This is a genomic window from Paraburkholderia sp. C35, from assembly GCF_003121405.1.
Lineage (GTDB): Bacteria > Pseudomonadota > Gammaproteobacteria > Burkholderiales > Burkholderiaceae > Paraburkholderia.
Window position 1 is genome coordinate 98,074 of the sequence record NZ_QBUY01000003.1, and the last position, 20,366, is coordinate 118,439.

Annotated in this window: 19 protein-coding genes; 10 read left to right on the top strand and 9 right to left on the bottom strand. The window is 60.6% G+C overall.

Annotation, left to right across the window (positions count from 1 at the left end; translation table 11 throughout):
* The first annotated feature begins 1,496 nt into the window (after positions 1-1,496).
* The gene (locus DK391_RS02840; RefSeq protein ID WP_109476478.1) at positions 1,497-2,702 is read left to right on the top strand and encodes a DNA-binding protein; all 1,206 of its coding nucleotides are present in this window, start codon (positions 1,497-1,499) and stop codon (positions 2,700-2,702) included.
* A 79-nt stretch (positions 2,703-2,781) separates the two neighbouring features.
* Here DK391_RS02840 and DK391_RS02845 read toward each other — a convergent pair whose 3' ends face one another.
* From DK391_RS02845 to DK391_RS02855, 3 genes are all read right to left on the bottom strand, one after another.
* On the bottom strand, positions 2,782-3,837 hold the full coding sequence (locus DK391_RS02845) for a tyrosine-type recombinase/integrase (protein WP_109476479.1): 1,056 nt from the start codon (positions 3,835-3,837) through the stop codon (positions 2,782-2,784).
* A gap of 154 nt (positions 3,838-3,991) precedes the next feature.
* On the bottom strand, positions 3,992-4,390 hold the full coding sequence (locus tag DK391_RS02850; protein WP_109476480.1) for a DUF2471 family protein: 399 nt from the start codon (positions 4,388-4,390) through the stop codon (positions 3,992-3,994).
* 86 nt (positions 4,391-4,476) lie between these two features.
* Positions 4,477-5,091, bottom strand: a complete 615-nt coding sequence (locus DK391_RS02855) for an XRE family transcriptional regulator (protein ID WP_109476481.1) — start codon at positions 5,089-5,091, stop codon at positions 4,477-4,479.
* A gap of 143 nt (positions 5,092-5,234) precedes the next feature.
* On the opposite strand from DK391_RS02855, the gene DK391_RS02860 reads away from it, so the two are divergent.
* On the top strand, positions 5,235-6,434 hold the full coding sequence (locus DK391_RS02860) for a glycine C-acetyltransferase (RefSeq protein ID WP_109476482.1): 1,200 nt from the start codon (positions 5,235-5,237) through the stop codon (positions 6,432-6,434).
* A gap of 18 nt (positions 6,435-6,452) precedes the next feature.
* Positions 6,453-7,481, top strand: coding sequence for an L-threonine 3-dehydrogenase (gene tdh, locus DK391_RS02865; RefSeq protein ID WP_109476483.1), 1,029 nt, complete (start codon positions 6,453-6,455; stop codon positions 7,479-7,481).
* 15 nt (positions 7,482-7,496) lie between these two features.
* Here tdh and DK391_RS02870 read toward each other — a convergent pair whose 3' ends face one another.
* The gene (locus tag DK391_RS02870; RefSeq protein WP_109476484.1) at positions 7,497-8,144 is read right to left on the bottom strand and encodes a YceI family protein; all 648 of its coding nucleotides are present in this window, start codon (positions 8,142-8,144) and stop codon (positions 7,497-7,499) included.
* 129 nt (positions 8,145-8,273) lie between these two features.
* On the opposite strand from DK391_RS02870, the gene DK391_RS02875 reads away from it, so the two are divergent.
* The 4 genes from DK391_RS02875 to DK391_RS02890 all read left to right on the top strand — a co-directional run bounded on the left by DK391_RS02875 (position 8,274) and on the right by DK391_RS02890 (position 11,393).
* On the top strand, positions 8,274-8,906 hold the full coding sequence (locus DK391_RS02875; RefSeq protein WP_109476485.1) for a TetR/AcrR family transcriptional regulator: 633 nt from the start codon (positions 8,274-8,276) through the stop codon (positions 8,904-8,906).
* 22 nt (positions 8,907-8,928) lie between these two features.
* A complete protein-coding gene (locus tag DK391_RS02880; protein WP_109476486.1) occupies positions 8,929-9,405 on the top strand; it encodes a nuclear transport factor 2 family protein in 477 nt (158 codons plus the stop codon).
* 256 nt (positions 9,406-9,661) lie between these two features.
* Positions 9,662-10,189, top strand: a complete 528-nt coding sequence (locus tag DK391_RS02885; protein ID WP_109476487.1) for a hypothetical protein — start codon at positions 9,662-9,664, stop codon at positions 10,187-10,189.
* A 334-nt stretch (positions 10,190-10,523) separates the two neighbouring features.
* Positions 10,524-11,393, top strand: a complete 870-nt coding sequence (locus DK391_RS02890; protein WP_109476488.1) for a LysR family transcriptional regulator — start codon at positions 10,524-10,526, stop codon at positions 11,391-11,393.
* Between the two features lie 15 nt (positions 11,394-11,408).
* On the opposite strand, the gene DK391_RS02895 is transcribed toward DK391_RS02890, so the two are convergent.
* Positions 11,409-12,395: a zinc-dependent alcohol dehydrogenase family protein gene (locus DK391_RS02895; protein WP_109476489.1), complete on the bottom strand. Its 987-nt coding sequence runs from the start codon at positions 12,393-12,395 to the stop codon at positions 11,409-11,411.
* A 392-nt stretch (positions 12,396-12,787) separates the two neighbouring features.
* Positions 12,788-14,539, bottom strand: coding sequence for an ATP-binding protein (locus DK391_RS02900; RefSeq protein ID WP_109476490.1), 1,752 nt, complete (start codon positions 14,537-14,539; stop codon positions 12,788-12,790).
* 169 nt (positions 14,540-14,708) lie between these two features.
* Between DK391_RS02900 and DK391_RS02905 the strand changes: the two genes are divergently transcribed.
* Positions 14,709-15,110: a GFA family protein gene (locus DK391_RS02905; protein WP_109476491.1), complete on the top strand. Its 402-nt coding sequence runs from the start codon at positions 14,709-14,711 to the stop codon at positions 15,108-15,110.
* 74 nt (positions 15,111-15,184) lie between these two features.
* On the opposite strand, the gene DK391_RS44760 is transcribed toward DK391_RS02905, so the two are convergent.
* Entirely contained in the window at positions 15,185-15,337 is a 153-nt protein-coding gene (locus DK391_RS44760) for a DUF6496 domain-containing protein (protein ID WP_167538882.1), read from the bottom strand.
* A gap of 401 nt (positions 15,338-15,738) precedes the next feature.
* On the opposite strand from DK391_RS44760, the gene DK391_RS02915 reads away from it, so the two are divergent.
* Positions 15,739-16,020 carry a DUF6723 family protein gene (locus DK391_RS02915; RefSeq protein WP_109476493.1) on the top strand — a complete coding sequence of 94 codons (282 nt, stop codon included), beginning with the start codon at positions 15,739-15,741 and terminating at the stop codon, positions 16,018-16,020.
* A gap of 8 nt (positions 16,021-16,028) precedes the next feature.
* Here DK391_RS02915 and DK391_RS02920 read toward each other — a convergent pair whose 3' ends face one another.
* Positions 16,029-17,618: a diguanylate cyclase gene (locus DK391_RS02920; RefSeq protein WP_109476618.1), complete on the bottom strand. Its 1,590-nt coding sequence runs from the start codon at positions 17,616-17,618 to the stop codon at positions 16,029-16,031.
* Between the two features lie 232 nt (positions 17,619-17,850).
* Here DK391_RS02920 and DK391_RS02925 point away from each other — a divergent pair, with 232 nt between their 5' ends.
* A complete protein-coding gene (locus DK391_RS02925) occupies positions 17,851-18,591 on the top strand; it encodes an SDR family NAD(P)-dependent oxidoreductase (protein WP_109476494.1) in 741 nt (246 codons plus the stop codon).
* 27 nt (positions 18,592-18,618) lie between these two features.
* Here DK391_RS02925 and hpnR read toward each other — a convergent pair whose 3' ends face one another.
* A complete protein-coding gene (hpnR, locus tag DK391_RS02930) occupies positions 18,619-20,163 on the bottom strand; it encodes a hopanoid C-3 methylase HpnR (RefSeq protein ID WP_109476495.1) in 1,545 nt (514 codons plus the stop codon).
* Between the last annotated feature and the right edge of the window lie 203 nt (positions 20,164-20,366).

A 20,366-nucleotide genomic window follows, 5' to 3' on the forward strand; every position in this document is an offset into this window, starting at 1 on the left:
CGCCACCCTGACAGTCGGGCCAGCATCCAGAAGGCGAACATCGACGTCGAAAACGTGCGCCAACATCGAGCCACGACACACGTATCGCAATCTACTCCTGAATATCCTCACCTTCGAAAACGCGCGAGCCAAAGAACCGCCTAGGTTTACCTACGAGGTGCGAAATCTTCAGCGAAAAATATGTCCTGAATATCCTCACCTTTGGATCCAGCAGCATGTTGATCTCAAAATTGGTCGGGAGCGCACCTCGTCCCGAAAAAGCTCACCAACCGTTAGCTAAGAGGGAAAAATCCTGCAAATTTAAGCACTTAGCAAATCCAATCGTGGTCGAACCTCCAGGAACAAGAATTCTACACTCCCGAATATCCTCACCATTCCCGGATCGCTGCTCAAAACCGTGCTCAAAAGTTGGGCGTGTCATGCTCCTGAAAATTCTCACCTTTATCCGAAGCAGTATCGACTGATCGCAGTTGCTACACCGCGCCAATACAGCCTCTGACGACAATACCATCCGTCTTTCCTCCCGAATTCCCTCACCATTCAGCCCCAAAGGCATGTTTTAGGCTCCCGAAACGTCTCACCTTTACGCGATTTGACCACCATTCTGGCGCGGGATATGCGTACATCGGCTACCTCCCGAATCCGCTCACCTTTCGCATTTCAGGTGCTATGCCGGAGACTTTTCTGGCAGCGACGAGAGTAAATAGCCCGGACAATCTCCCGTAAAATCTCACCTTTGGGTTTTGGGCGGGCTTAAACCCCCTTAAAACGCCCTCTAAGCCCCGAAAAATCTCACCTTTGATTTCCGTTTTCTCCTGTGAGCGCTCACCGAGCCTTCTCAGAGGTCAGAAAAGTACGCAAAAACAGCCCTAGTTGACGATCCTGAATCCCCTCACCAGGGTCCGATCGGGTGAAGGCCGATATATTCAATGTAAACAGATACCAGTTAGCGGCAGAGTCCCGAAAACCTTCACCTAAGATTCCCGTCGGCTATCCGGGTGTTCCCGAAGCCACTCACGATGATTCCCGAGCTCGCTCACCTGTCTCCCCGAACCCCATCACTGCGGTATCCTGTCAAAGCTCACCAACTCTCCCGTAAAGTTTCACCTGACCGGCCGCAACGCCTTATGCAGTAAGGGTTTTGCTAGGCGTTAACGGTTTTAACTAAGGTTCAAAGGTGTTTACTTTTATTACTCTCAACAACGAGACCCGCGAGTCCTCGAAAGACAACCCAACTCAAACAGCGACCAATGCCCTTGCAACGGCGTGAAACAGTGCCAAAACAACCGCCTGTTGTGTAAATTCGTTGGTTAACATAGACTTAGCGACATTTCTTCGATTTGTTTCACGGTTCACTCGCAGAGACTGGTGTTTGATCGTCAAATTCAAGCGTACTAACAGCGATTGACGAAAATCAGACACGATCACCAGAAAAACGTATCGAATACTACGTAAATTGTTATGATTCATCGCACTTACGTAGCGCTGAGACGATCATGAACCTGGACGAAGAACGCCAAGCCATCCGACAAGAACTCGATTCCCTGCGCGCAAGTGGCGCTCGCCGTCAGGAATTGTCGCTTCACGCCTGCAAGCGGCTTTTTTTCGATCTGGGTATTCGACCGTCGATGGCGGCTGTCCGCGATCTGACGCAGACAGGAAGCGCGAGCGACATTCCAAAAGACATCGACAGTTTCTGGGAGCGTATTCGTATGGCATCGCGCGTGCGCGTCGGGGCCGGCGTGATCCCCAAAGCGCTCGAAGAAAAAGCTGGCGAGTTGCTGGGTGCGTTATTCGAAGACGCGCTAACCCACGCGAAGGCATCACTCGATGAAGAGCGCCAGGAACTCCAAACACTGCGAGCGACCGCCGAGCGCGATTCGCACGAAGGACGAATCCGCAAGGAGGTGTCCGAGGAAGCCATACAGCGCAGCGAAGCACGCGCGGACGCCGCCTGGGAGCGAGTCCGTGTTCTCGAGGCTCAACTGGCGGCATCGAACACGAGCGGTTCGGCGCATCAGGACGGTCTGAAGGCATCCGTCCGCCGTCTGGAGGCCGAAAACGAGTCCTTGCACAAACGCATCGATACAGAGCAATCCACCAATGCCGGTCTGCGCGATCGTCTCGACGGATTGCACGCGGAGATGCGCCAGAACGCCGAGCATTACGCTCAACAGATCAAGGATGCCGTCGCCGAAGCTGAACGCCGTGTCAAGCCGATGCTGGTTGAACTGGATTCGTTGCGCGCGATGGCATCGACATATCAGGCAGGCGTGCGCGATGCGAGCCGCAAGGAATTCGATTTCATCCAGCAACTCGCGGCGGCCAAAGCGCGCGGCGACAGGCTCGACGCGCAGATGCGTGAACAGTCCGATGAACTCGATCTGCTGACGCGCCAGATGGCAGCACTGCGCGCGCAGCAAGGCGTCGACCCGAACATCGCGGAATTGCTCTGCGAGCTGGCAAGTGCCGGGAGGTTGAGCGCAGATGAACTGGAGTCGATCGGAACCGCCATCGATGGGCACATCGCCGTGCCGACGCGTTGTCCGAAATGTGTAGAAGGTGAGCCGGAGCTTTCGCAGGTCGATCACCGCTACGAGCTGCTTTGTCCTGAATGCGAGCATTCGTCGGGGACGGGCGGATCACGTCTCGCGGCCGTCACGCGCTTTATCGCAAACACGCCAAACTCGGCGTTGACCTGACATTTAATGCACGCGGTTCCCGAAAACGTTCAAGGTGAGCGTTTACGGGATCTTCAAGGTGAAGGTTTACGGGAGACCGTCAGCTGGCGTCCCGCGCACCGTCTGGATAACTGGAAGCGACCGGCGCTTGAGCTAGTGCCATTTCTGTGTCGAACTGCTCCTGTTCGAACCAGGTCCTCCAGGCGCGATGCAGGCGGTTCGCCGACACCGGCTGCGCGAATCCAAGCCACTGCCCAACGGCTTCAGGCTCTACCCCGCTTTCGAACAGATCGGCGGCGAACGAATTACGCAAGGTATGCGGACTGGCTCGCGCTTCACGCGATTGACTGATGCCAGCCGCTTCGGTCAGCGCATCGACGGCGCGAAGCATGGTCGCCTTGTGCATCGGGCGTCCCGATGGCGAAGCGGGGAACACCAACTCGCCGGGGAGTTCTGCCTGCGTACGCTCGTCGAGCCATGCATCGAATACGGATACGGCAAATGGCGCGAGACGCGTTCTACGTGTGAACAGCGGATTGGCGTCTTCGATGACCACCCACGGTGAACCGGGCGTGATGCATCTGAGCGAAAGCGTTCGCGCTTCACCTGTCTTGATGCCGCCACCAAGAAAGGCAGCAATCAAGGCACGATCGCGGCGTTCACGCCAACGCTGCGCTGCCGTGAGGTTCGTCAGCGGCGACAGAAGATAGGCGACCAACGCGTTGCGTTCCGCGACAGTGAGAAATCCCGTCGGCTCGTTGTCGCGTGCATTGCGCCATTCTGCTTCGCCATCCTGAGCAATGAAGCGTGCCGGATTCGTCGATGCCAGTTCGATCTCGCGTACATGGTCGAGCACACGCTCGATCAGGCGGAGATATCGGGCACGTTGTGGTTTGCGAATCGACAAACCGCCGACGAAATCGGCGATTGCACGCATGTCCACCGTCACGAGGTTTTTATGACGCGCGTTCAACCATTCGAGAAACAATCCCCATTGCGCGCGATACACGTCCGCAGATGAGTTACGAAAGTTCTGCCCGGCAAGCCAGGCGTCGAACGCTGCATGCGGGTCGATCAGCCAGTCTTGACGTTCGCGGTCGAACAAGTCCGTTGTGGTGGGTGTACCAGTCGAGCCAACGGGATCAGAGGAGACCATATCCTGTCTTTCCGTTAGTTGCACAAAAGTGATTCTAGTCGAGCGCGAGTGGGCGTTGACAAGGCCGTGACTGCCGCGCCGACTTTACGCTCATAAACTTTCGCTGCCCGCCTCATTCGCGTGGACGCAGGCGGCACTTGATACCGTGTGACGATCACCCGCCCCACGCCCTTCCTGTGCTTCGATCACGATTCACCACCGGTTGCCTTTTACCGGTGGTCTTCGTTTTCTCGGCTTCGTCATAAGCCGCGACAGCGAACGCAAACACAGCCGGCAGCGCATTCGACTGGCCGAAATTTACTGGGTCGTCGGTTTCAGGGAACTGAAAATCGCCGGGCCGTTGAAACAGCCCGAGCATGAAGGGATCGTGCCGGCTGGCAAAGCCGAGATCCGCGAGCGCTTCTGCTTCGATTGCATGCAGAAGCCGCCAGGTGAGTGGCACCTGTTGCACGATGTATCGTGCCGCGATGTGCCGGACGATGTGTGAGAGGTCACGCGCCGCGGTCTTGAAGCGCAGCGCAGCCAGATCCTGTTCGTTGTTCAACTCATTCATTCTTCGGCTCCGTCGGACTGCGTATACTGTACAAACATACAGTATTGGCTGCAACCCGGAGATGCGCCGAAGAACGGCAATTCCACCTAGCCGTGTATCACCACGAGCAATGCTTTCGCTTCGCCCTTGCCGGCGTTGCGAATTGCATGCGGCTCGTCGGCGACATATCGGGCGGTGTCGGCGGCTTTCAGGCGCCGCGTGGTGCCCGCCGCATCGATATCAATCGAACCGTGCAATACGGTCAGATGCTCGCGCGTTCCTGGCTCGTGCGCACTCGACACCAGCGCACCGCCCGGTTGCAGCGTCAGTTCGTACCATTCGAACTTGCCGGCGAGCTCGATCGGACCCCACACACGCAACTGGTAGCGCGCTTCATGCCCGCTCAGGGTCGGAATTTCATGTGGACCCGACACCGCAATCGGATCCGGCGCCTTTTGCGGCGCGAACAGCGAGTCAAGACTCACGCCTAACGCGTTAGTCAGCCGCCACGCGACGGCAATCGTCGGATTGGCCTTGTCGCGTTCGATTTCCGACAACATCGATTTAGACACGCCCGCCGCGCGCGACAGATCGTCGAGCGTCATTTTGCGTTCGCTGCGCAAGCGTTGAATCTGCTCGCCGACGCGAGGCGGCGCCGATATCGACTGCGCGGCCGTCGCCGCCGTATTCGACGAACTTCTGCGCGTTCCCGAACTTGCCATTTCCTGACCTATCGATTAGAGTTGTTCGACATATCGAACTTTGGTTCGAAAAAACGAATATTTCCGATAAAACACAAGCCGACTATAACAGGCCGCTGCGCCGCATGGTGCGCTGCAAAGCCGGCCACTCAAGGAGCCGTTTCATGCGTGACCCCTTTCTCGCGCATCTGCGCAGCACGCTCGACCAGATTCGCGCCGATGGTTTTCACAAGACTGAGCGCGTGATCGCGAGCCAGCAATCGTCGGATATTCGTCTGGAGAGTGGCGCCGAAGTGCTGAACTTCTGCGCGAACAACTATCTCGGCCTCGCGAACGACACGCGCCTGATCGCCGCTGCGAAAGAAGGGCTCGACACGGATGGCTTCGGCATGGCGTCGGTGCGCTTTATCTGCGGCACGCAGACGGTGCACAAGGAACTCGAACGCGCGCTGTCCGCATTCCTGAAAACGGACGATTGCATTCTCTACTCGAGCTGCTTCGACGCAAACGGCGGTCTGTTCGAAACCCTGCTCGACGACAACGACGCCATCATCAGCGACGAACTGAATCACGCGAGCATCATCGATGGCGTGCGGTTGTCGAAAGCAAAGCGCTTCCGCTACAAGAACAACGATCTCGCCGATCTCGAAGCGAGGCTGCGCGAAGCCGACGCGGCAGGCGCGCGCTTCAAGCTGATCGCCACCGACGGCGTGTTTTCGATGGACGGCATCATCGCCGATCTCGCGGGCATCTGTGATCTCGCGGATCGTTACGGCGCGCTGGTGATGGTCGACGATTCGCATGCCGTCGGCTTTATCGGCGAACACGGACGCGGCACGCCCGAGCATTGCGGCGTGCTCGATCGCGTCGACATCATCACGGGCACGCTGGGCAAGGCGCTCGGCGGCGCATCGGGCGGTTATGTGGCGGCGCGTCAGGAAATCGTCGATCTGCTGCGTCAGCGCTCGCGTCCGTATCTATTCTCGAACACGCTCACGCCGAGCATTGCCGCTGCATCGCTGAAAGTGCTCGAACTGCTCGCCAGCGATGAAGGCAAGCAATTGCGCGAACGCGTGCAAGCCAACGGCGCGCACTTCCGTCAGGCAATGAGCGCGCACGGCTTCACGCTCGTGCCCGGCGAACATCCCATCATTCCCGTGATGCTCGGCGACGCGCAACTCGCATCGAACATGGCCGACGCGTTGCTCAAGGAAGGTGTGTACGTGATCGGCTTTTCGTATCCCGTGGTGCCGAAGGGCCGCGCGCGCATTCGCACGCAGATGAGCGCCGCGCACACGGCAGAACAGATCGATCGTGCCGTCGACGCATTCGCGCGTGTCGGCCGTTCGCTTGGCGTGATCTGAAACGGGGTATCCACAACAATGAAAGCACTGGCAAAACTCGAACGCGCACCGGGCCTGACGCTCACGCGTGTGAAGAAACCCGAAGTGGGCCACAACGACGTGATGATCCGCATCACGCGCACGGCGATTTGCGGCACCGACATCCATATCTGGAAGTGGGACGACTGGGCGCAAAAAACCATTCCTGTGCCGATGCACGTCGGCCATGAATACGTCGGCGAAATCGTCGAAATGGGTCAGGAAGTGCGCGGCTTTGCGATCGGCGATCGCGTGTCGGGCGAAGGACATATCACTTGCGGATTCTGTCGTAACTGTCGCGCGGGACGTCGTCATCTGTGCCGCAACACGGTCGGTGTCGGCGTGAATCGCGAAGGTGCATTCGCAGAATATCTCGTGATTCCCGCCTTCAACGCATTCAAGATTCCGCCCGAAATCTCCGACGATCTCGCCGCGATCTTCGATCCGTTCGGCAACGCGACGCACACCGCGCTGTCATTCAATCTGGTCGGCGAAGACGTGCTGATCACAGGCGCAGGGCCGATTGGCATCATGGCCGTGGCGATTGCGAAGCACGTGGGTGCTCGCAACGTCGTGATCACCGACGTCAACGATTACCGTCTCGAACTCGCGCGCAAGATGGGCGCGACGCGTGCGGTGAACGTCTCGCGCGAATCGCTGCGCGACGTGATGAGCGATCTGCACATGACGGAAGGCTTCGACGTGGGCCTCGAAATGTCGGGCGTGCCGAGCGCATTCACGTCGATGCTCGAAGCGATGAACCACGGTGGCAAGGTCGCGCTGCTCGGCATTCCGCCGGCGCAAACAGCCATCGACTGGAATCAGGTCATCTTCAAAGGCCTTGAAATCAAGGGTATTTATGGCCGCGAGATGTTCGAGACCTGGTACAAGATGGTTGCGATGTTGCAAAGCGGACTCGATCTTTCGCCGATTCTCACGCACCGCTTCGCTGTCGACGATTACGAAACAGCCTTCGCCACGATGCTGTCGGGCGAAAGCGGCAAGGTGATTCTCGACTGGACCGTTTGATCGCGCAGTAAAAACTCAACCCGCAGGAGGCCGCGCGGCCTCCGTCTGAATGATGACGTGAATCTCGTCGCCCACGGCGGGATACCACGTCGTCAGACCAAACTTCGAACGGCTGAACTGGCCAGTCGCTGAAAAGCCGAGCGTATCGGCTTTCGTCAGCGGATCGTTGCCGTAGCCGTTGAACGTCACATCGAGCGTCACGGGCTGCGTGACGCCGCGTATCGTCAGATCACCCGTCAGTTTGCCGCGTGCTTCGCCCGTGCGTTCGAAACGCGTGCTGACAAAGCGGATCTGCGGATTACGCTCCACATCGAGCATGTCCGATCCCTTCACCATCTTGTCCAGCAACGGCACGTTCGTATCGATGCTCGCCGCGTCGATCGTCACCTCGACCTGACTCGTATCGAGTCCGCCCGCCTTCCAGTCGATCTCACCCGCGACACGGTCGAAGCGCATCGTGAAGTGCGAGAACTTCAGATGATCGATGTTGAAAACCACGCTCGTGTGATGCGGGTCGAGCTTGTACTGACCGGCCGGCACGCGCGTTTCCGTCTGCGTGACGGTGTGCGTGACGACCTGCAACGGCGTGCATGCGCCTAGCGCCGTCGCAAGCGCGATTGCGACGGCAGAGACAGATACCGCACGGCGAAAAACGATGCGCATGACACTCATCCTTTTGAACGATTCCCCCCACACGATAATCCATGCCGCGCCAAAGCAACAGCCAATGCGAAGCGGGCGCACACGCAACGAAAACTTGACGAAGGAGAATGATCGTTCTACCCTTCGCGCATGGCTACTCTCGACGACATCACGGGCAGCGCACGCGAACGCCTGCTCGACGCAGCGGAAGCGCTGATTTACGCGGGCGGCATCCACGCTACGGGCGTCGACGCGATCGTCCGTCTGTCCGGCACCGCGCGCAAAAGTTTCTACTCGCATTTCGAATCGAAAGATGCGCTGGTCGCAGCCGCGCTCGAACGGCGCGACGAACGCTGGATGAACTGGTTTATCGAAGGCACGTTGCGTCGCGGCAAGCAGCCGCGCTCGCGCCTGCTTGCCATGTTCGACGTATTGCGTGAATGGTTCGTGTCGGACGATTTTCACGGCTGCGCGTTCCTGAACGCCGCAGGCGAGATCGCTTCGCCTGACGATCCCATTCGCGTCGTCGCGCGCGAGCACAAGGAGCGGCTGCTCGAATTCGTGCGCGCGCAATGCGATGAATACGTTGCATCGACAGGCGGCGACAGCCGGCGCGCGGCGCGGCTGTCGCGGCAATGGCTGATTCTGATCGACGGCGCGATTGGCGTCGCGCTGGTCAGCGGCGACGCCGATGCCGCGCTCGACGCCCGTGCCGCAGCCGGACATCTGCTTGATTCCACCCGTGCAAACACCCGCTCGCCAACCGCGCGAGCGTCCACCTGACGCAGTTCAACGAGGAACCATCATGGCCGAAATCGAAAGACGTCCTCCCGTCCCGCCCTTCACGCGCGAGACGGCCATCCAGAAAGTGCGCGCCGCTGAAGATGCCTGGAACACGCGCGAACCCGAGCGCGTGTCGCTTGCTTATACGCCGGACAGCAAATGGCGCAACCGTGCGGATTTCCCGCAGGGACGCGCGGAAATCGTCACGTTCCTGCAGCGCAAATGGGCAAAGGAACTCGACTACCGACTGATCAAGGAACTGTGGGCTTTCACGGACAATCGTATTGCCGTGCGCTTCGCCTATGAATGGCACGACGATTCCGGCAACTGGTTCCGTTCGTACGGCAACGAGAACTGGGAGTTCGACGAGAACGGACTGATGGCCTATCGCCACGCCAGCATCAACGACAAGCCGATTCGCGAAGAAGATCGCCTGTACCGCTGGCCGCTCGGCCGCCGTCCTGACGATCATCCGGGCCTGTCGGATCTCGGCCTGTAATCCTCGCGCACGAGTCGGACACAAGCCGCACACAAGTCGCGCATCACGCGCGCATCTCCACGGTGAACGCACGCGCGGTGCGTTCACCAAGCTGCAATCGTTGCTTCGTTATCGTTGCCGTCTCAAGGCGCGTTGTCGTTCCGAGCGCACACTCCATCCCGCTGCAGGTTTTGTGGGGTACAGTGCGCGACTGGGGAGCAATTCGACACAAATCGCGACATTCAGACGCCGGCACGCGACCGGTTGCGGAGAGCACATGCCGTTTGGAAAGATCAAGAACAAGATTCGTCGAGCATGCGTGGCGGCAGCGGTAGCAGGCATCGGTTTGACAGGGGCATCGGGCGCGCAGGCGGCCGACTGGTGCGGCGGCGGCATATGGGTCGACGCGATGCTCGGCTCGTATCACATCGATCCCGATCCCGGCACCCACTTCGAGCAGTTCAATCCCGGACTTGGCGTCGAATGCTGGCTCAACGGGCAATGGGCCGTGACGGCAGGCGGTTTCCGCAATTCTCTGCGCCGTCCGTCGTACTACGGCGGTGGCGTGTGGGCGCCGGAGTTCGTGCACTGGGGCTTTGTTCGTCTTGCCGTGATGGCGGGGATCATCTCCGGCTACAACTACGGCGACTGGGGACTCGGCCGCAACCACACCGTCGGACCGGTTGCCGCGCCGATCGTGATGCTCGACTACAAGCGCGTCGGCGCAAACATCATCCTGATTCCGCCCATTCCTTCCGATAATCTGCCGTTCACAATAGGCTTTCAGGTGAAGATGAAGTTCTGAGCGTGCTTCACTTGTCGTCATGGGTGAGGCTTTTCGGGAGCATGGCGCCTGGTGAGGCATCGACACAATTCGTGCATCACCTCAAGCCTGAAACGCCTGCGATAAAGCCTGGAAAAGGGCTTGGGAACGAGCCGCGAGTCTTGTCGGACACGACGCAAAAGCATCAAAGGTGAGGGTTTGCGGGACTCAGAATGCGCATCCAGCGTGCTCCCGAAACCTCTCACCATTGCGATACAAACGTGCAAAGCCAGCGAGCGACGCATTCACCGCAAGCCCGCTCGCGCCGTTCATAATCGCAGGCAATGCGACCTCTGCAAGGCGGCTGAAGGCGTCTATGAACGATTCGAAACTGGACTGGAGCGACGTGCGCATCTTCCTCGCGGTCGCTCGCTGCGGCACGCTGGGCGCGGCCGCGCGCGAACTCGGGCAGACGCAGCCGACCATGGGTCGGCGTCTGCGAGCGCTCGAAGAGGTGATTGGTCATACGCTCTTTCAACGTACCTCCGAAGGCTTTGTTCTCACCGACGAAGGCCATGCCGTGCTGACTTACGCCGAGCGCATGGAAGAGGAAGCGCACGGATTCATGCGGTCGCTCGCGGGCAACGAACAGCAACTAACGGGTGGTTTGCGCGTTTCGTCATCGGACTGGTACGGCATTCACGTGCTGACGCCCGTGTTTGCCGGGTTTCTTGCACGGCATCCGCAGATGTCGATCGAACTGATCACCGACACGCGCCGCTACAATCTCGCGCGCCGCGAAGCCGACCTGGTTTTTCGCATCACCCCGTTCGACGAACCCGACGTCGTGCAGCGCAAGCTGATGCATATGGATTACGCGCTCTATGGGCGCATCGATCTTGTTGCGCCCGTGCGCGGTGATGGCGCGGGCCAGTCGCTGATCACCATGGATAGCGCGTTCGGCGAACTGCCCGACGTCGCGTGGATCCGCCAGATGCTGCCAAACGCGCACGTCGCTTACGCCAGCAACAACCGCGGCGTGCAGGCGCGCATGTGCGCCGAAGGCGGCGGCTTCGCGGTGCTGCCGTGCCCACTCGGCGATAACACGCCGAACCTGCGGCGCATCGATCTGGGCGAAGCGCCGCCGGGCCGCGATGTTTGGCTTGGCTATCATCGCGACCTCAAACGCCTCGCGCGTTTGCGGGCCTTGCTCGACGTCGTGATCGAAAAACTCTTGAACGTGTGAGCCGAGCCGGCGCGTTCAATCGATCTCGACGACGATCTTGCCGCGAGCGGTGCGCTCCGTGATCGCATCGTACGCACGTTCTGCCGAGGCCAGATCCCAGCGGCGCGCATCGAGATGCGGCACGAGTTTGCCTTGCTCGGCGAGCCGTGTTGCCTCGACGAGCATCTCGCCGTGGTGCGCGCGGTGCTTGCCGGTGAGCAGAGGATGCAGCGTGAACACACCGGAATACGTGGCTTCGCGGAACGACAGCGGCGCGAGCGCATGAGTGCCCCAGCCGAGCGCGCTCACGACATGCCCGAAGTGTTTGACCGCCGCGAACGACGCGTCGAGCGTCGCACCGCCGACGGTATCGACGACGAGATCGAAGCCTTCGCCTGCCGTCATGTCGTAGACGTATTGCTCGACTGTGCGCGTCGCGTAATCGATCGGCGTGGCGCCGAAGCGTGCGACCACCTCGTGATCGCGCGCGCTCGCTGTTGCGTAAACGTTCGCGCCGAGCGCGCGCGCCAGCTGCACGGACACATGTCCTACACCACCCGCACCGCCTTGCACCAGCACGGTTTGACCAGCCTGTAGCCGCGCACGGTCGACGATGCCCGCATACGACGTGATGAACGCGAGCGGCAGCGCGGCGGCTTCGCGCATCGACAGACTGGACGGCTTGTGTGCGAGCAATTGCGCATCGACAGCAGCGTATTGCGCAAGCGAGCCCTGAATGCCGCCGACGCCACCCGTCATCCCGTAGACCTCGTCGCCGACCTTGAAGCGCGTCACGTCCGCACCGAGCCCGACGACCACGCCCGCGAGATCGATGCCCAGCACCAGCGGCAACGGATGACGCGCATGCGCGGCGGCACCTGCGCGAATCTTCGTGTCGAGCGGATTGAGGCCGCTTGCGTGAATCCGCACGAGCACTTCGCCGCGCGCCGGTTCGGGGATGGGCAATGTCGTGGGTACGAGAGGGCCTTTGTACTGGCTGAGAACGAGGGCTTGCATGGACATGATGTGCTCCGGCGAAAGTGGGATGCGATGGACTGAAGACATGATGAGCGAATGCAGAACCCTGGTAAATCAACGATTTAGCATGAGGTCCAAACAGAAATGCATGGCATCGACCGCGCTCCGAATGAAGCCGTGGGTTACCTGGGTATGCGAACCGAAGCCTGCGGCGAACAGGTCGCGCCGCGTAAAGGTGAGACGATTCGGGAGTGAGCGAAAAGCCTGCGGAACGCGCACCGAAGCCTCGCGCAAACCCTTGATGCATAAGGGTTTGCGGGAGACATCAAAGATGCTTTGCGAGGCGTGCGACCGGCAATGGTGAGGGTTTGCGGGACCCTGGAAAAGTGACCGCGATGCACGCGATCAGGCTCACCTTTAGCGCGTGCGCGCCAGGTTCAGACAAGACCGCTGATGGTTCTGCCGTCGCGATGCGAGAGCACATCGGCGAGCCGCTCCAGCGAGACGGGTTTGGTCAGGTGATAGTCGAAGCCCGCTGCGAGCGCGCGCGACTTGTCCGATTCGGATGAATAACCGGTGAGCGCAATCAGGAACATGTGCGCGATCGTCTCGTTTGCGCGGATCGCGCGGGCCACTTCGAAGCCATCCATCTCCGGCATGCCAATGTCGATGATGCCCACTTCAGGCAATGCTTTCGCCGCGACCTGCAGCGCATCCCGGCCGCTGCGCGCGACGATCACCTGGTGGCCTTCGAGTTCGAGCAGCAGATGCAGCGCATCGAGCGCGTCGGCGTTGTCGTCCACCAGCAGGATGCGGCTCGGCGCGGCGCTCGCTGCGGACTTTGCCTCGCGCGCCAGATGCGGCTCGCGATCGAGTATCGGCAGGCGCAGCGTGACGCGTGCGCCCTGACCGACGCCCTGGCTCTCGAGTGAGATCGTGCCGTCATGCAGTTCGATGAGCCGTTTGGCAACTGCGAGTCCGATACCGAGCCCACCTTCCGAACGGCGCATGCTCGAAGGCGACTGCGCGAACAGCTCGAAGACATGTTCAAGGGCGTCGCGGCTCATACCCACACCGTTGTCCTCGATAACGATCGACACCATGCTGTCCGCGTCGACTTCTACAGCAAGACGCAACGTGCCGCCCGCCGGCGTGTACTTCGCCGCGTTCGACAGCAGATTGCCGACCACCTGGCTCAGGCGGACATGATCGGCGCGCACATGAAGCGGCTGGTCCAGCCCTTCGATCACGAGCCGATGCTTGCGTGCGTCGATGTGATGCTTGAGCGCTGTGATCGCGTCGTAGACGATTTCATTCAGTGACGTGCGGCTGTACCGGATCGCGAGCTTGCCATGCCGCAGCCGCGCGGCGTCGAGCAGATCGTCGACGAGTGTGCGCAACTGGCGCATCTGCCGCTGCGCGATCGCGAGGACATCGGTGGCTTGCTCCTCGCCTGCACATAGCAGCTTGAGCGCGGCGATGGAGCTGTCGATGGGCGCCATCGGATTGCGCAACTCGTGGCCCAGCATCGCGATGAATTCATCGCGCCGGTGCGCAGCGTCTTCGAGTGCGCGCTGCGCCTGCTCAGCCACGGCGGTTTCGGCTTCGGCTGCCTGTTGCGCGTCGAGCAGCGTGAGCGCCGCGCCTGCAAGCACGGCGAGATTGCCGAGCAGGCGCACATCTTCGCTATCGAAACGATGGTTATCGTGCGAGGCGACCCAGATCGCGCCGAGCTGCTTCGATTCGGAGCCGCGAATGGGGATCGGCGTGACGATGCCTTCTGTCATCGACGCGCCCGCATCGCGCAAGCTCTTGAAAAAGGTATGCGGCTCGACGAACAGTTGCGGTGCGCCGAGTTCCAGCGTCATGCCGCACGGACATTCGGCCCACGCGGTTGTCTTGCCCTCGAACGCAGCGCACGCACCCGCGACCGCGCGCCAGCGAAAGACTGGCTCGCCTTCGGGTGTGGTCTCCAGAAGGCTGATGCCTGCGCTGCCTGCGCCACATGCGCCAAGCGCTGCATTGGCGATGGCTTGCAGCAAGGTGTCGCGGCGTCCCGTTTGCGCGCCGGCGACGGTGACGAGCGTGCGGACTTCGGCGGCGTGATCAGGCTTGCGCGCCGGACGATCCTTCAGATCGTCCGTACGCAGTACACCCGCCTTCCGGGCGCTTTCGATGCCGTCGCTCATGGTGCTCGATGAAGTTGGATTTGCAACGTGCTGTCGTTCTGGCAAACGCAGACACGCAGTTATCCGACAAGTATAGGCTTGTGCCTGCAGCGACGCTCCCGATTTGTGGGGATCGGGTAGGTATGTTCCCTGCGTGTCGGTCATGCACAGCTTGATAAAGGGGCAAGCAATGAACCAGCAGATAACGTACGAAGGTGGATGCGCGTGTGGTGCCGTGCGGTTTCGCGCGAGCGGCTCGCCGATTCGCGTCGGCATGTGTCACTGCATGACATGTCGACGGGTGCACGGGTCGGCCTTCGGGTCGTACGCGATCTTCGAGCGCGGCGCCGTCACGATGGCGGGCAACACACGCGAGTGGCAAAGCTCGGAGCAGGGACGGCGGCACTTCTGTCCGCTGTGTGGATCGGTGGCGTACATGATGTACGCCGACCGCGACGAGATCGCGATACCGCTCGGTGCGTTCGACGAGACGGCGCTGTTCGAGCCAGCGTACGAACTCTGGTGCAAGCACAAGGAATCGTGGCTGCCGCAGGGCGTGCGACCAGAGTACGACGAAGAGCGCACCCATTAGATTGCGGTGCAGACAGACATGGTGCGAGACATCATGCGCGGATACATCTTGCCGCGCAGCCGCAAGGGGAACCGCTACTGGTGATGCTTCTTCGGTATCTTCGCGCCTGACTTGCGAGCCTGATTCAGAGCAATCGCGACAGACTGCTTCTGCGATTTGCCCGCCTTCTTTTCGGTCTTGATGTTGTGACCGATGGTTTCCTTCGATGTGCCGCGTTTCAGTGGCATGACGCTCTCCTTGTCTGTGAACAGGCCATTCGCCTCCGTAATCTCTTCGAGCACGCGTCGTTCCTGCGCCCGCCAGCCGTTGCGAAATCGGCCGTGCGCGCGGCTTGCAGCACGTTCATGAAGCGCTCGCCGAAAAAGCGGTACGTCGCTTGCTGAACGATTCTCAGAACGTCAGAACGCTGAAAGCGGACGCCGGTCGTGAATACCGTTTTGATTGCAGGTGATGCGTCGGCGGCAAATTTTGCCGTGCGGGCAAGCCGACGCACCACCAGGTCCGACACGCTCCGCAACTTCGCCCGCATTCGCTCGCAACGCACACTCAGCCCGCGAGCAAATGCGGTAACCCAACCGGTTTGCCGGCAAAAGCGCGAGTCCGGCATCCACAGCAAGGGAGCTGCAACATGACAAGGCCACGGATGATTTTCCCGAAAGCACGCAATGCTGTGGCCTCGAAACCCGAGTCGACAGAGGACTATCAGATTTACGCGACCTACCGACGCACCACGGACGGTTCATACATGGGTCAGCTCAAGGTCGTGCGCAAGACGGACGGCCGCCTGCTGTTCCCATTTACGGGTGCGCCCGACATCGGCCCATTCGTCGACGGCGACCTTGCTCGCGAGGCCGCGCAACGTCATGGCGAAACGGTGGTTCAATCGGACCTCGACAATCCCGAACCGTAGGGCAGGAGTTAACACGCGAAAGCGCCGGATGAAGCGGGATCGTCGGCTGGCTTGATCGGCCGGGCAAAGCGAAGGTCGCTCTTGCCCATCTTTTTCGCGACATACATCGCACGGTCGGCGTGCAGCAGCAACTGTTCTGCATTGTCGGCATCGTCGGGATAGAGGCTAATGCCGATGCTCGCCGTCACGCCGACGGTATCGCCGTGGATCACGATCGGCCTGCCGACCACATCGAGCAGCGCTCGCGCGACCGGCTCGACCTGCTGCACGTTGCGCATGTCTTCCAGAATCACGACGAACTCGTCGCCGCCCAGACGCGCGACCGTATCGCTTTCGCGCACACCGTGCGCAAGCCGCTCGGAGACGGCTTTCAGCACGTCGTCGCCGACAGAGTGGCCGAGCGTGTCGTTGATTGCCTTGAAGCCGTCGAGATCGACGAACATCACGGCGATATGTGTACCCGTGCGCCTCGCGCGCGAGATCGCATGTTTGAGGCGCTCGTCGAGCAGCACGCGATTGGGAAGACCGGTCAGCACGTCGTGCGTAGCGAGATTGCGCAGATGTTCTTCATGCCGATGGCGCTGCGTGATGTCGCTGAGAATCGCGACGTAATGCGTATAGCGGCCATTGCGTCCCTGCACGCCGGCAATGGACAGCGACTCCAGATAGATGTCGCCGCTCTTCTTGCGGTTCCATACTTCGCCATGCCAGTGGCCCGCATCTTTCAGGCTTTGCCAGAACGCGCGATAGAACTCCGCCGACTGGCGGCCTGAACTCAGCAGCCTCGGATTGCGTCCCTGCACATCCTCCTGCGTGTAACCCGTGACGCGCGTAAAAGCAGGATTGACCCGTTCGATGTTGCCGGCCGAGTCGGTGATCATCACGCCATCCAGCGTCAGATCGAACACGCGATTGGCCAGCCACGAGTGGTAGCGCGATTCGCTCAACGCACCGTTACGCTGATGCAGGACCCAGATCGATACGCCGACCGCGCCCATCACACAGAGCGCGATGCACGCGAATGTCGCCAGAAACATGAGGCGAAAAGTGGATTCGCTGCTATGAGTCAGTTCGGTTGCCTGCCTCGTGTTGGTATCGATGCATTGGCTAAGCAACGAATCGAAACGGTTCAGATAGTCGATGTTGTCGTCGACCCATCGTGCGGCTGCTGCGTAGTCGCCATGTTCGAGAAGCGTGATCGCCCTGGTGAGAATCGCGTAGAACTTCGGCAGGTTGTTTGCCAGTTCGTCTGCGAGGCGCGCTTCATCGGTGCCGCTTACGCCGGTCGGGTAATACTCGCTCCATGCCTTGTCGATTCGCACGGTGTCTGCCTTGACGACTTTCAGCGAGGCGGCCGTCCTTGCGGGATCGCGGAAATGAGTGGCCTTCCAGAATTCACGGCGTGCATCGAGTGCTGCAGCGCGCAGTTCGTTCAGCCGCGCGATGGGCAGCATGTTTCCCCAGTACAGCGCATTCATATATCCGTCGAGCCTTGAAAGACCCGCCATGCCACAGCTTGCGAGCACAGTCAGCACAGCAACGCTGGCGAACAGGACGCCAGCGATCCGGAAGCGGTAGAGACGCGTAATGGTTTTCATGCAAATCGAAAAGCTAAGCAGCGCGAGCAGCATCGCGCGAACGTGAGATTGACGATAAAACAGGCTGCCTACAATGATTTTTGTCAGCGGCGTTTCGGGACTGCGCGAGCATCGAATCGGAATGGACGTGCTGGCGCGAGCGGGCAGTCCATCAGCAGCCGCGAGAATCCGCTGCCTATAATCACTCGACGATTCCTGCGCGACATGCGCAACAGGACTACGGAGGCAAACGATGAAACAGAGCAGCGCATTGGTGATCGGCGTAGGTGCCGAACAGGGTCTGGGTGCGGCGTTGTGCAGGAAGATCGCCGCGAATGGGTATCACGTTTATGTCGCGGGACGCACGCAGGCAAAGCTCGACCGTGTGACGAACGATATCGTCAGCCGAGGTGGATCAGCTGAGTCGTTCGTGATGGACGGTGCGTCGGAAGCGGACATCATGCGTCTTTACGACAAGGCGATGGCGCCGCCTGACGCGATCGACGTGCCGTCTCTTGTCGTCTACAACGTCGGCAACAACCTCCAGGTGCCGTTTCGCGACCTGACGGAAGCGCAGATGCTGGACTTTCTGCGCTCGGGGCCCGTCGGTGGCTTCCTGGTCGGACGTGAAGCCGCACGGCGTCTCGCACCGCTAGGACGCGGCACGGTGATCTTCACGGGTGCGTCGGCGAGTCTGCGTGGCAAGCCCGGCTTCGCGCATTTCTCCGCAGCGAAAGCAGGCCTTCGGATGGTCGCGCAAAGCATGGCGCGGGAATTCGGCCCGCTTGGGCTGCATGTGGCGCACGTGGTGATCGATGGTGGCATCGACGGTGAGCGCGTGCACAGCCGGCGTCCGCAAGCCGCCGCCGAGCGCGGCGAAAACGGTCTGCTGAATATCGACGCGATCGCTGAAGCGTACTGGCAGCTTCATATGCAGCATCCATCGGCATGGACGCACGAACTCGATCTGCGACCATTCAAGGAATCGTTCTGAACCAACTCCGAAGAAGCGTCCCGCGCGTTATCGGCCCGCTCCCATGCGGCTCTCGTCGACGAACGTTTCGGTGGCATCGTCGATCTTGCGGCCCTTGCGCCCTGTCGGGCCATGCACGTACAGCACCTTGACGTTGCTCTGTTCTGGCCGCTGCGCGGGCGGCGGCGTCATCTCGTAGCGTACTTCGCGCGCGTGATCGCTGAGTTGCAGATTCGGATTGAACACCGAGTTGAAACGCCACAGCATGCGCACGAAGTTGGTTTGCCCGCGCATCAGCAGCGAAGCGGCTTCGCCCGCCGCGCGATACAGCGCGCCCCAGCCGAGATGCTTGCGGTTGAGCACCTGCTGCGTGCGCACCAGTTCGCCGTAGAACTCGGGTAAGGGCAGCTTCGTCGGCAGCACGGCGTGCTGGATGTCGTAGAGCCGGTAATCGAGGCTCGTCAGCGGCCGCTCCTCACGCAGCCAGATTTCCGTGCCCGGATACGGCGTGTTCACGCTGATGTTCACGATCTCGGGAATGTCCAGGCACCATTGCCGGATCGTCTCGAAGCGTTCGTGATCCCAGTCCGGATCGGCAATCAGATTGACGGCCACCGTGATGCCGAGCGAGCGCGCGAACGCGAGCGCCTCGAAATTCTTGTCCACGTTGATGCGCTTGCGGAACGCCTTCAGCCCTTCTGCATCGACGGCCTCGAGGCCGATGAACATGTATTGAAGGCCAAGCGTGCGCCAGTATTCGAACACTTCCTTGTTGCGCAGGAGCACGTCGCCGCGCGTTTCGAGGTAGTACTTCTTGTGAATGCCGCGCCGCTCCACTTCGCGTCCGATTGCCATGCCGTGATCGGCATGCACGAACGCGACATCATCGACGATAAACACGCCCGGCTCGCGGATCGACGCCAGTTCGTCGGCGACCACTTCGGGGCTGCGCGAGCGGTAGCTGCGTCCGTAGAACGTCCACGCGCTGCAGAACGTGCAATCCCATGGACAGCCGCGCGCAAATTCAATCGACGCACAGGGATCGAGCACGCCGATGAAGTATTTACGGCGGTGCCGCAGCAGATCGCGGGCGGGGCGGATCTGGTCGAGGCTTTCGGTGAAGCCGGGCGGCGGCCCTTCGCCGTCGCGGGTGGTCACGCCCGGAATCCGCAGCAGGTTGTCCTTGTTTGCGACAGCCGCGAGCAGCTCGACCACTTTCGCTTCGCCTTCGCCCTTGAGCACGCAATCGATCGCGCCGTCCGCATGCCGCAACATGTCTTTCGCCGTGAACGACGCGCTGTGTCCGCCGACGAACACGAAACAGCCCGGCAACAATGCCTTGATCGATTTCGACAAATCGATGATTTCGGGAATGTTGGCGAGATAGTTGCCCGAGAAACAGACCACGTCGGGTCGCCACGTGCGGACCAGTTTGTGCAGTGCGTGATGGGATTCGACCTGCAGGTCGATCAGGCGGATATCGTGGCCGGCTTCGCGTATCACGGCGGCGACCGTTTCGAGTCCGAGCGGCTCGAGCCGCAGATACACACGCGTGTACATCAGGCCACTGGGGTGAACAGCGAGCACCTTCATGAGATCTCCTTGCGGCGGAAAGGGCGCGCGCTGGGAGGCTGCGTGCCGGACTTTCGTGCTGGTATCCCTGGTACGGGTCGACTGCTGAGCCTGTGCGTCCTGCCGGACCTCACCGCAGTGGGCTCTATCTGATTCTACTTGTCATCGGTTGGACTTGCTCGGTGGCGGGCGTGCAGGCAAAGGTGAGGGTTTTCGGGAGCGGA

What these genes read in the sequence shown, in the direction of transcription:
- tdh (WP_109476483.1), top strand. Translation starts at nt 6,453, where the DNA reads ATGAAAGCACTGGCAAAACTCGAACGCGCACCGGGCCTGACGCTCACG.
- DK391_RS02915 (WP_109476493.1), top strand. Translation starts at nt 15,739, where the DNA reads ATGACAAGGCCACGGATGATTTTCCCGAAAGCACGCAATGCTGTGGCC.
- DK391_RS02905 (WP_109476491.1), top strand. Translation starts at nt 14,709, where the DNA reads ATGAACCAGCAGATAACGTACGAAGGTGGATGCGCGTGTGGTGCCGTG.
- DK391_RS02895 (WP_109476489.1), bottom strand. Translation starts at nt 12,395, where the DNA reads ATGTCCATGCAAGCCCTCGTTCTCAGCCAGTACAAAGGCCCTCTCGTA.
- DK391_RS02875 (WP_109476485.1), top strand. Translation starts at nt 8,274, where the DNA reads ATGGCTACTCTCGACGACATCACGGGCAGCGCACGCGAACGCCTGCTC.
- hpnR (WP_109476495.1), bottom strand. Translation starts at nt 20,163, where the DNA reads ATGAAGGTGCTCGCTGTTCACCCCAGTGGCCTGATGTACACGCGTGTG.
- DK391_RS02920 (WP_109476618.1), bottom strand. Translation starts at nt 17,618, where the DNA reads ATGAAAACCATTACGCGTCTCTACCGCTTCCGGATCGCTGGCGTCCTG.
- DK391_RS02870 (WP_109476484.1), bottom strand. Translation starts at nt 8,144, where the DNA reads ATGCGCATCGTTTTTCGCCGTGCGGTATCTGTCTCTGCCGTCGCAATC.
- DK391_RS02840 (WP_109476478.1), top strand. Translation starts at nt 1,497, where the DNA reads ATGAACCTGGACGAAGAACGCCAAGCCATCCGACAAGAACTCGATTCC.
- DK391_RS02885 (WP_109476487.1), top strand. Translation starts at nt 9,662, where the DNA reads ATGCCGTTTGGAAAGATCAAGAACAAGATTCGTCGAGCATGCGTGGCG.
- DK391_RS02850 (WP_109476480.1), bottom strand. Translation starts at nt 4,390, where the DNA reads ATGAATGAGTTGAACAACGAACAGGATCTGGCTGCGCTGCGCTTCAAG.
- DK391_RS02845 (WP_109476479.1), bottom strand. Translation starts at nt 3,837, where the DNA reads ATGGTCTCCTCTGATCCCGTTGGCTCGACTGGTACACCCACCACAACG.
- DK391_RS02855 (WP_109476481.1), bottom strand. Translation starts at nt 5,091, where the DNA reads ATGGCAAGTTCGGGAACGCGCAGAAGTTCGTCGAATACGGCGGCGACG.
- DK391_RS02860 (WP_109476482.1), top strand. Translation starts at nt 5,235, where the DNA reads ATGCGTGACCCCTTTCTCGCGCATCTGCGCAGCACGCTCGACCAGATT.
- DK391_RS02925 (WP_109476494.1), top strand. Translation starts at nt 17,851, where the DNA reads ATGAAACAGAGCAGCGCATTGGTGATCGGCGTAGGTGCCGAACAGGGT.
- DK391_RS02890 (WP_109476488.1), top strand. Translation starts at nt 10,524, where the DNA reads ATGAACGATTCGAAACTGGACTGGAGCGACGTGCGCATCTTCCTCGCG.
- DK391_RS02880 (WP_109476486.1), top strand. Translation starts at nt 8,929, where the DNA reads ATGGCCGAAATCGAAAGACGTCCTCCCGTCCCGCCCTTCACGCGCGAG.
- DK391_RS44760 (WP_167538882.1), bottom strand. Translation starts at nt 15,337, where the DNA reads ATGCCACTGAAACGCGGCACATCGAAGGAAACCATCGGTCACAACATC.
- DK391_RS02900 (WP_109476490.1), bottom strand. Translation starts at nt 14,539, where the DNA reads ATGAGCGACGGCATCGAAAGCGCCCGGAAGGCGGGTGTACTGCGTACG.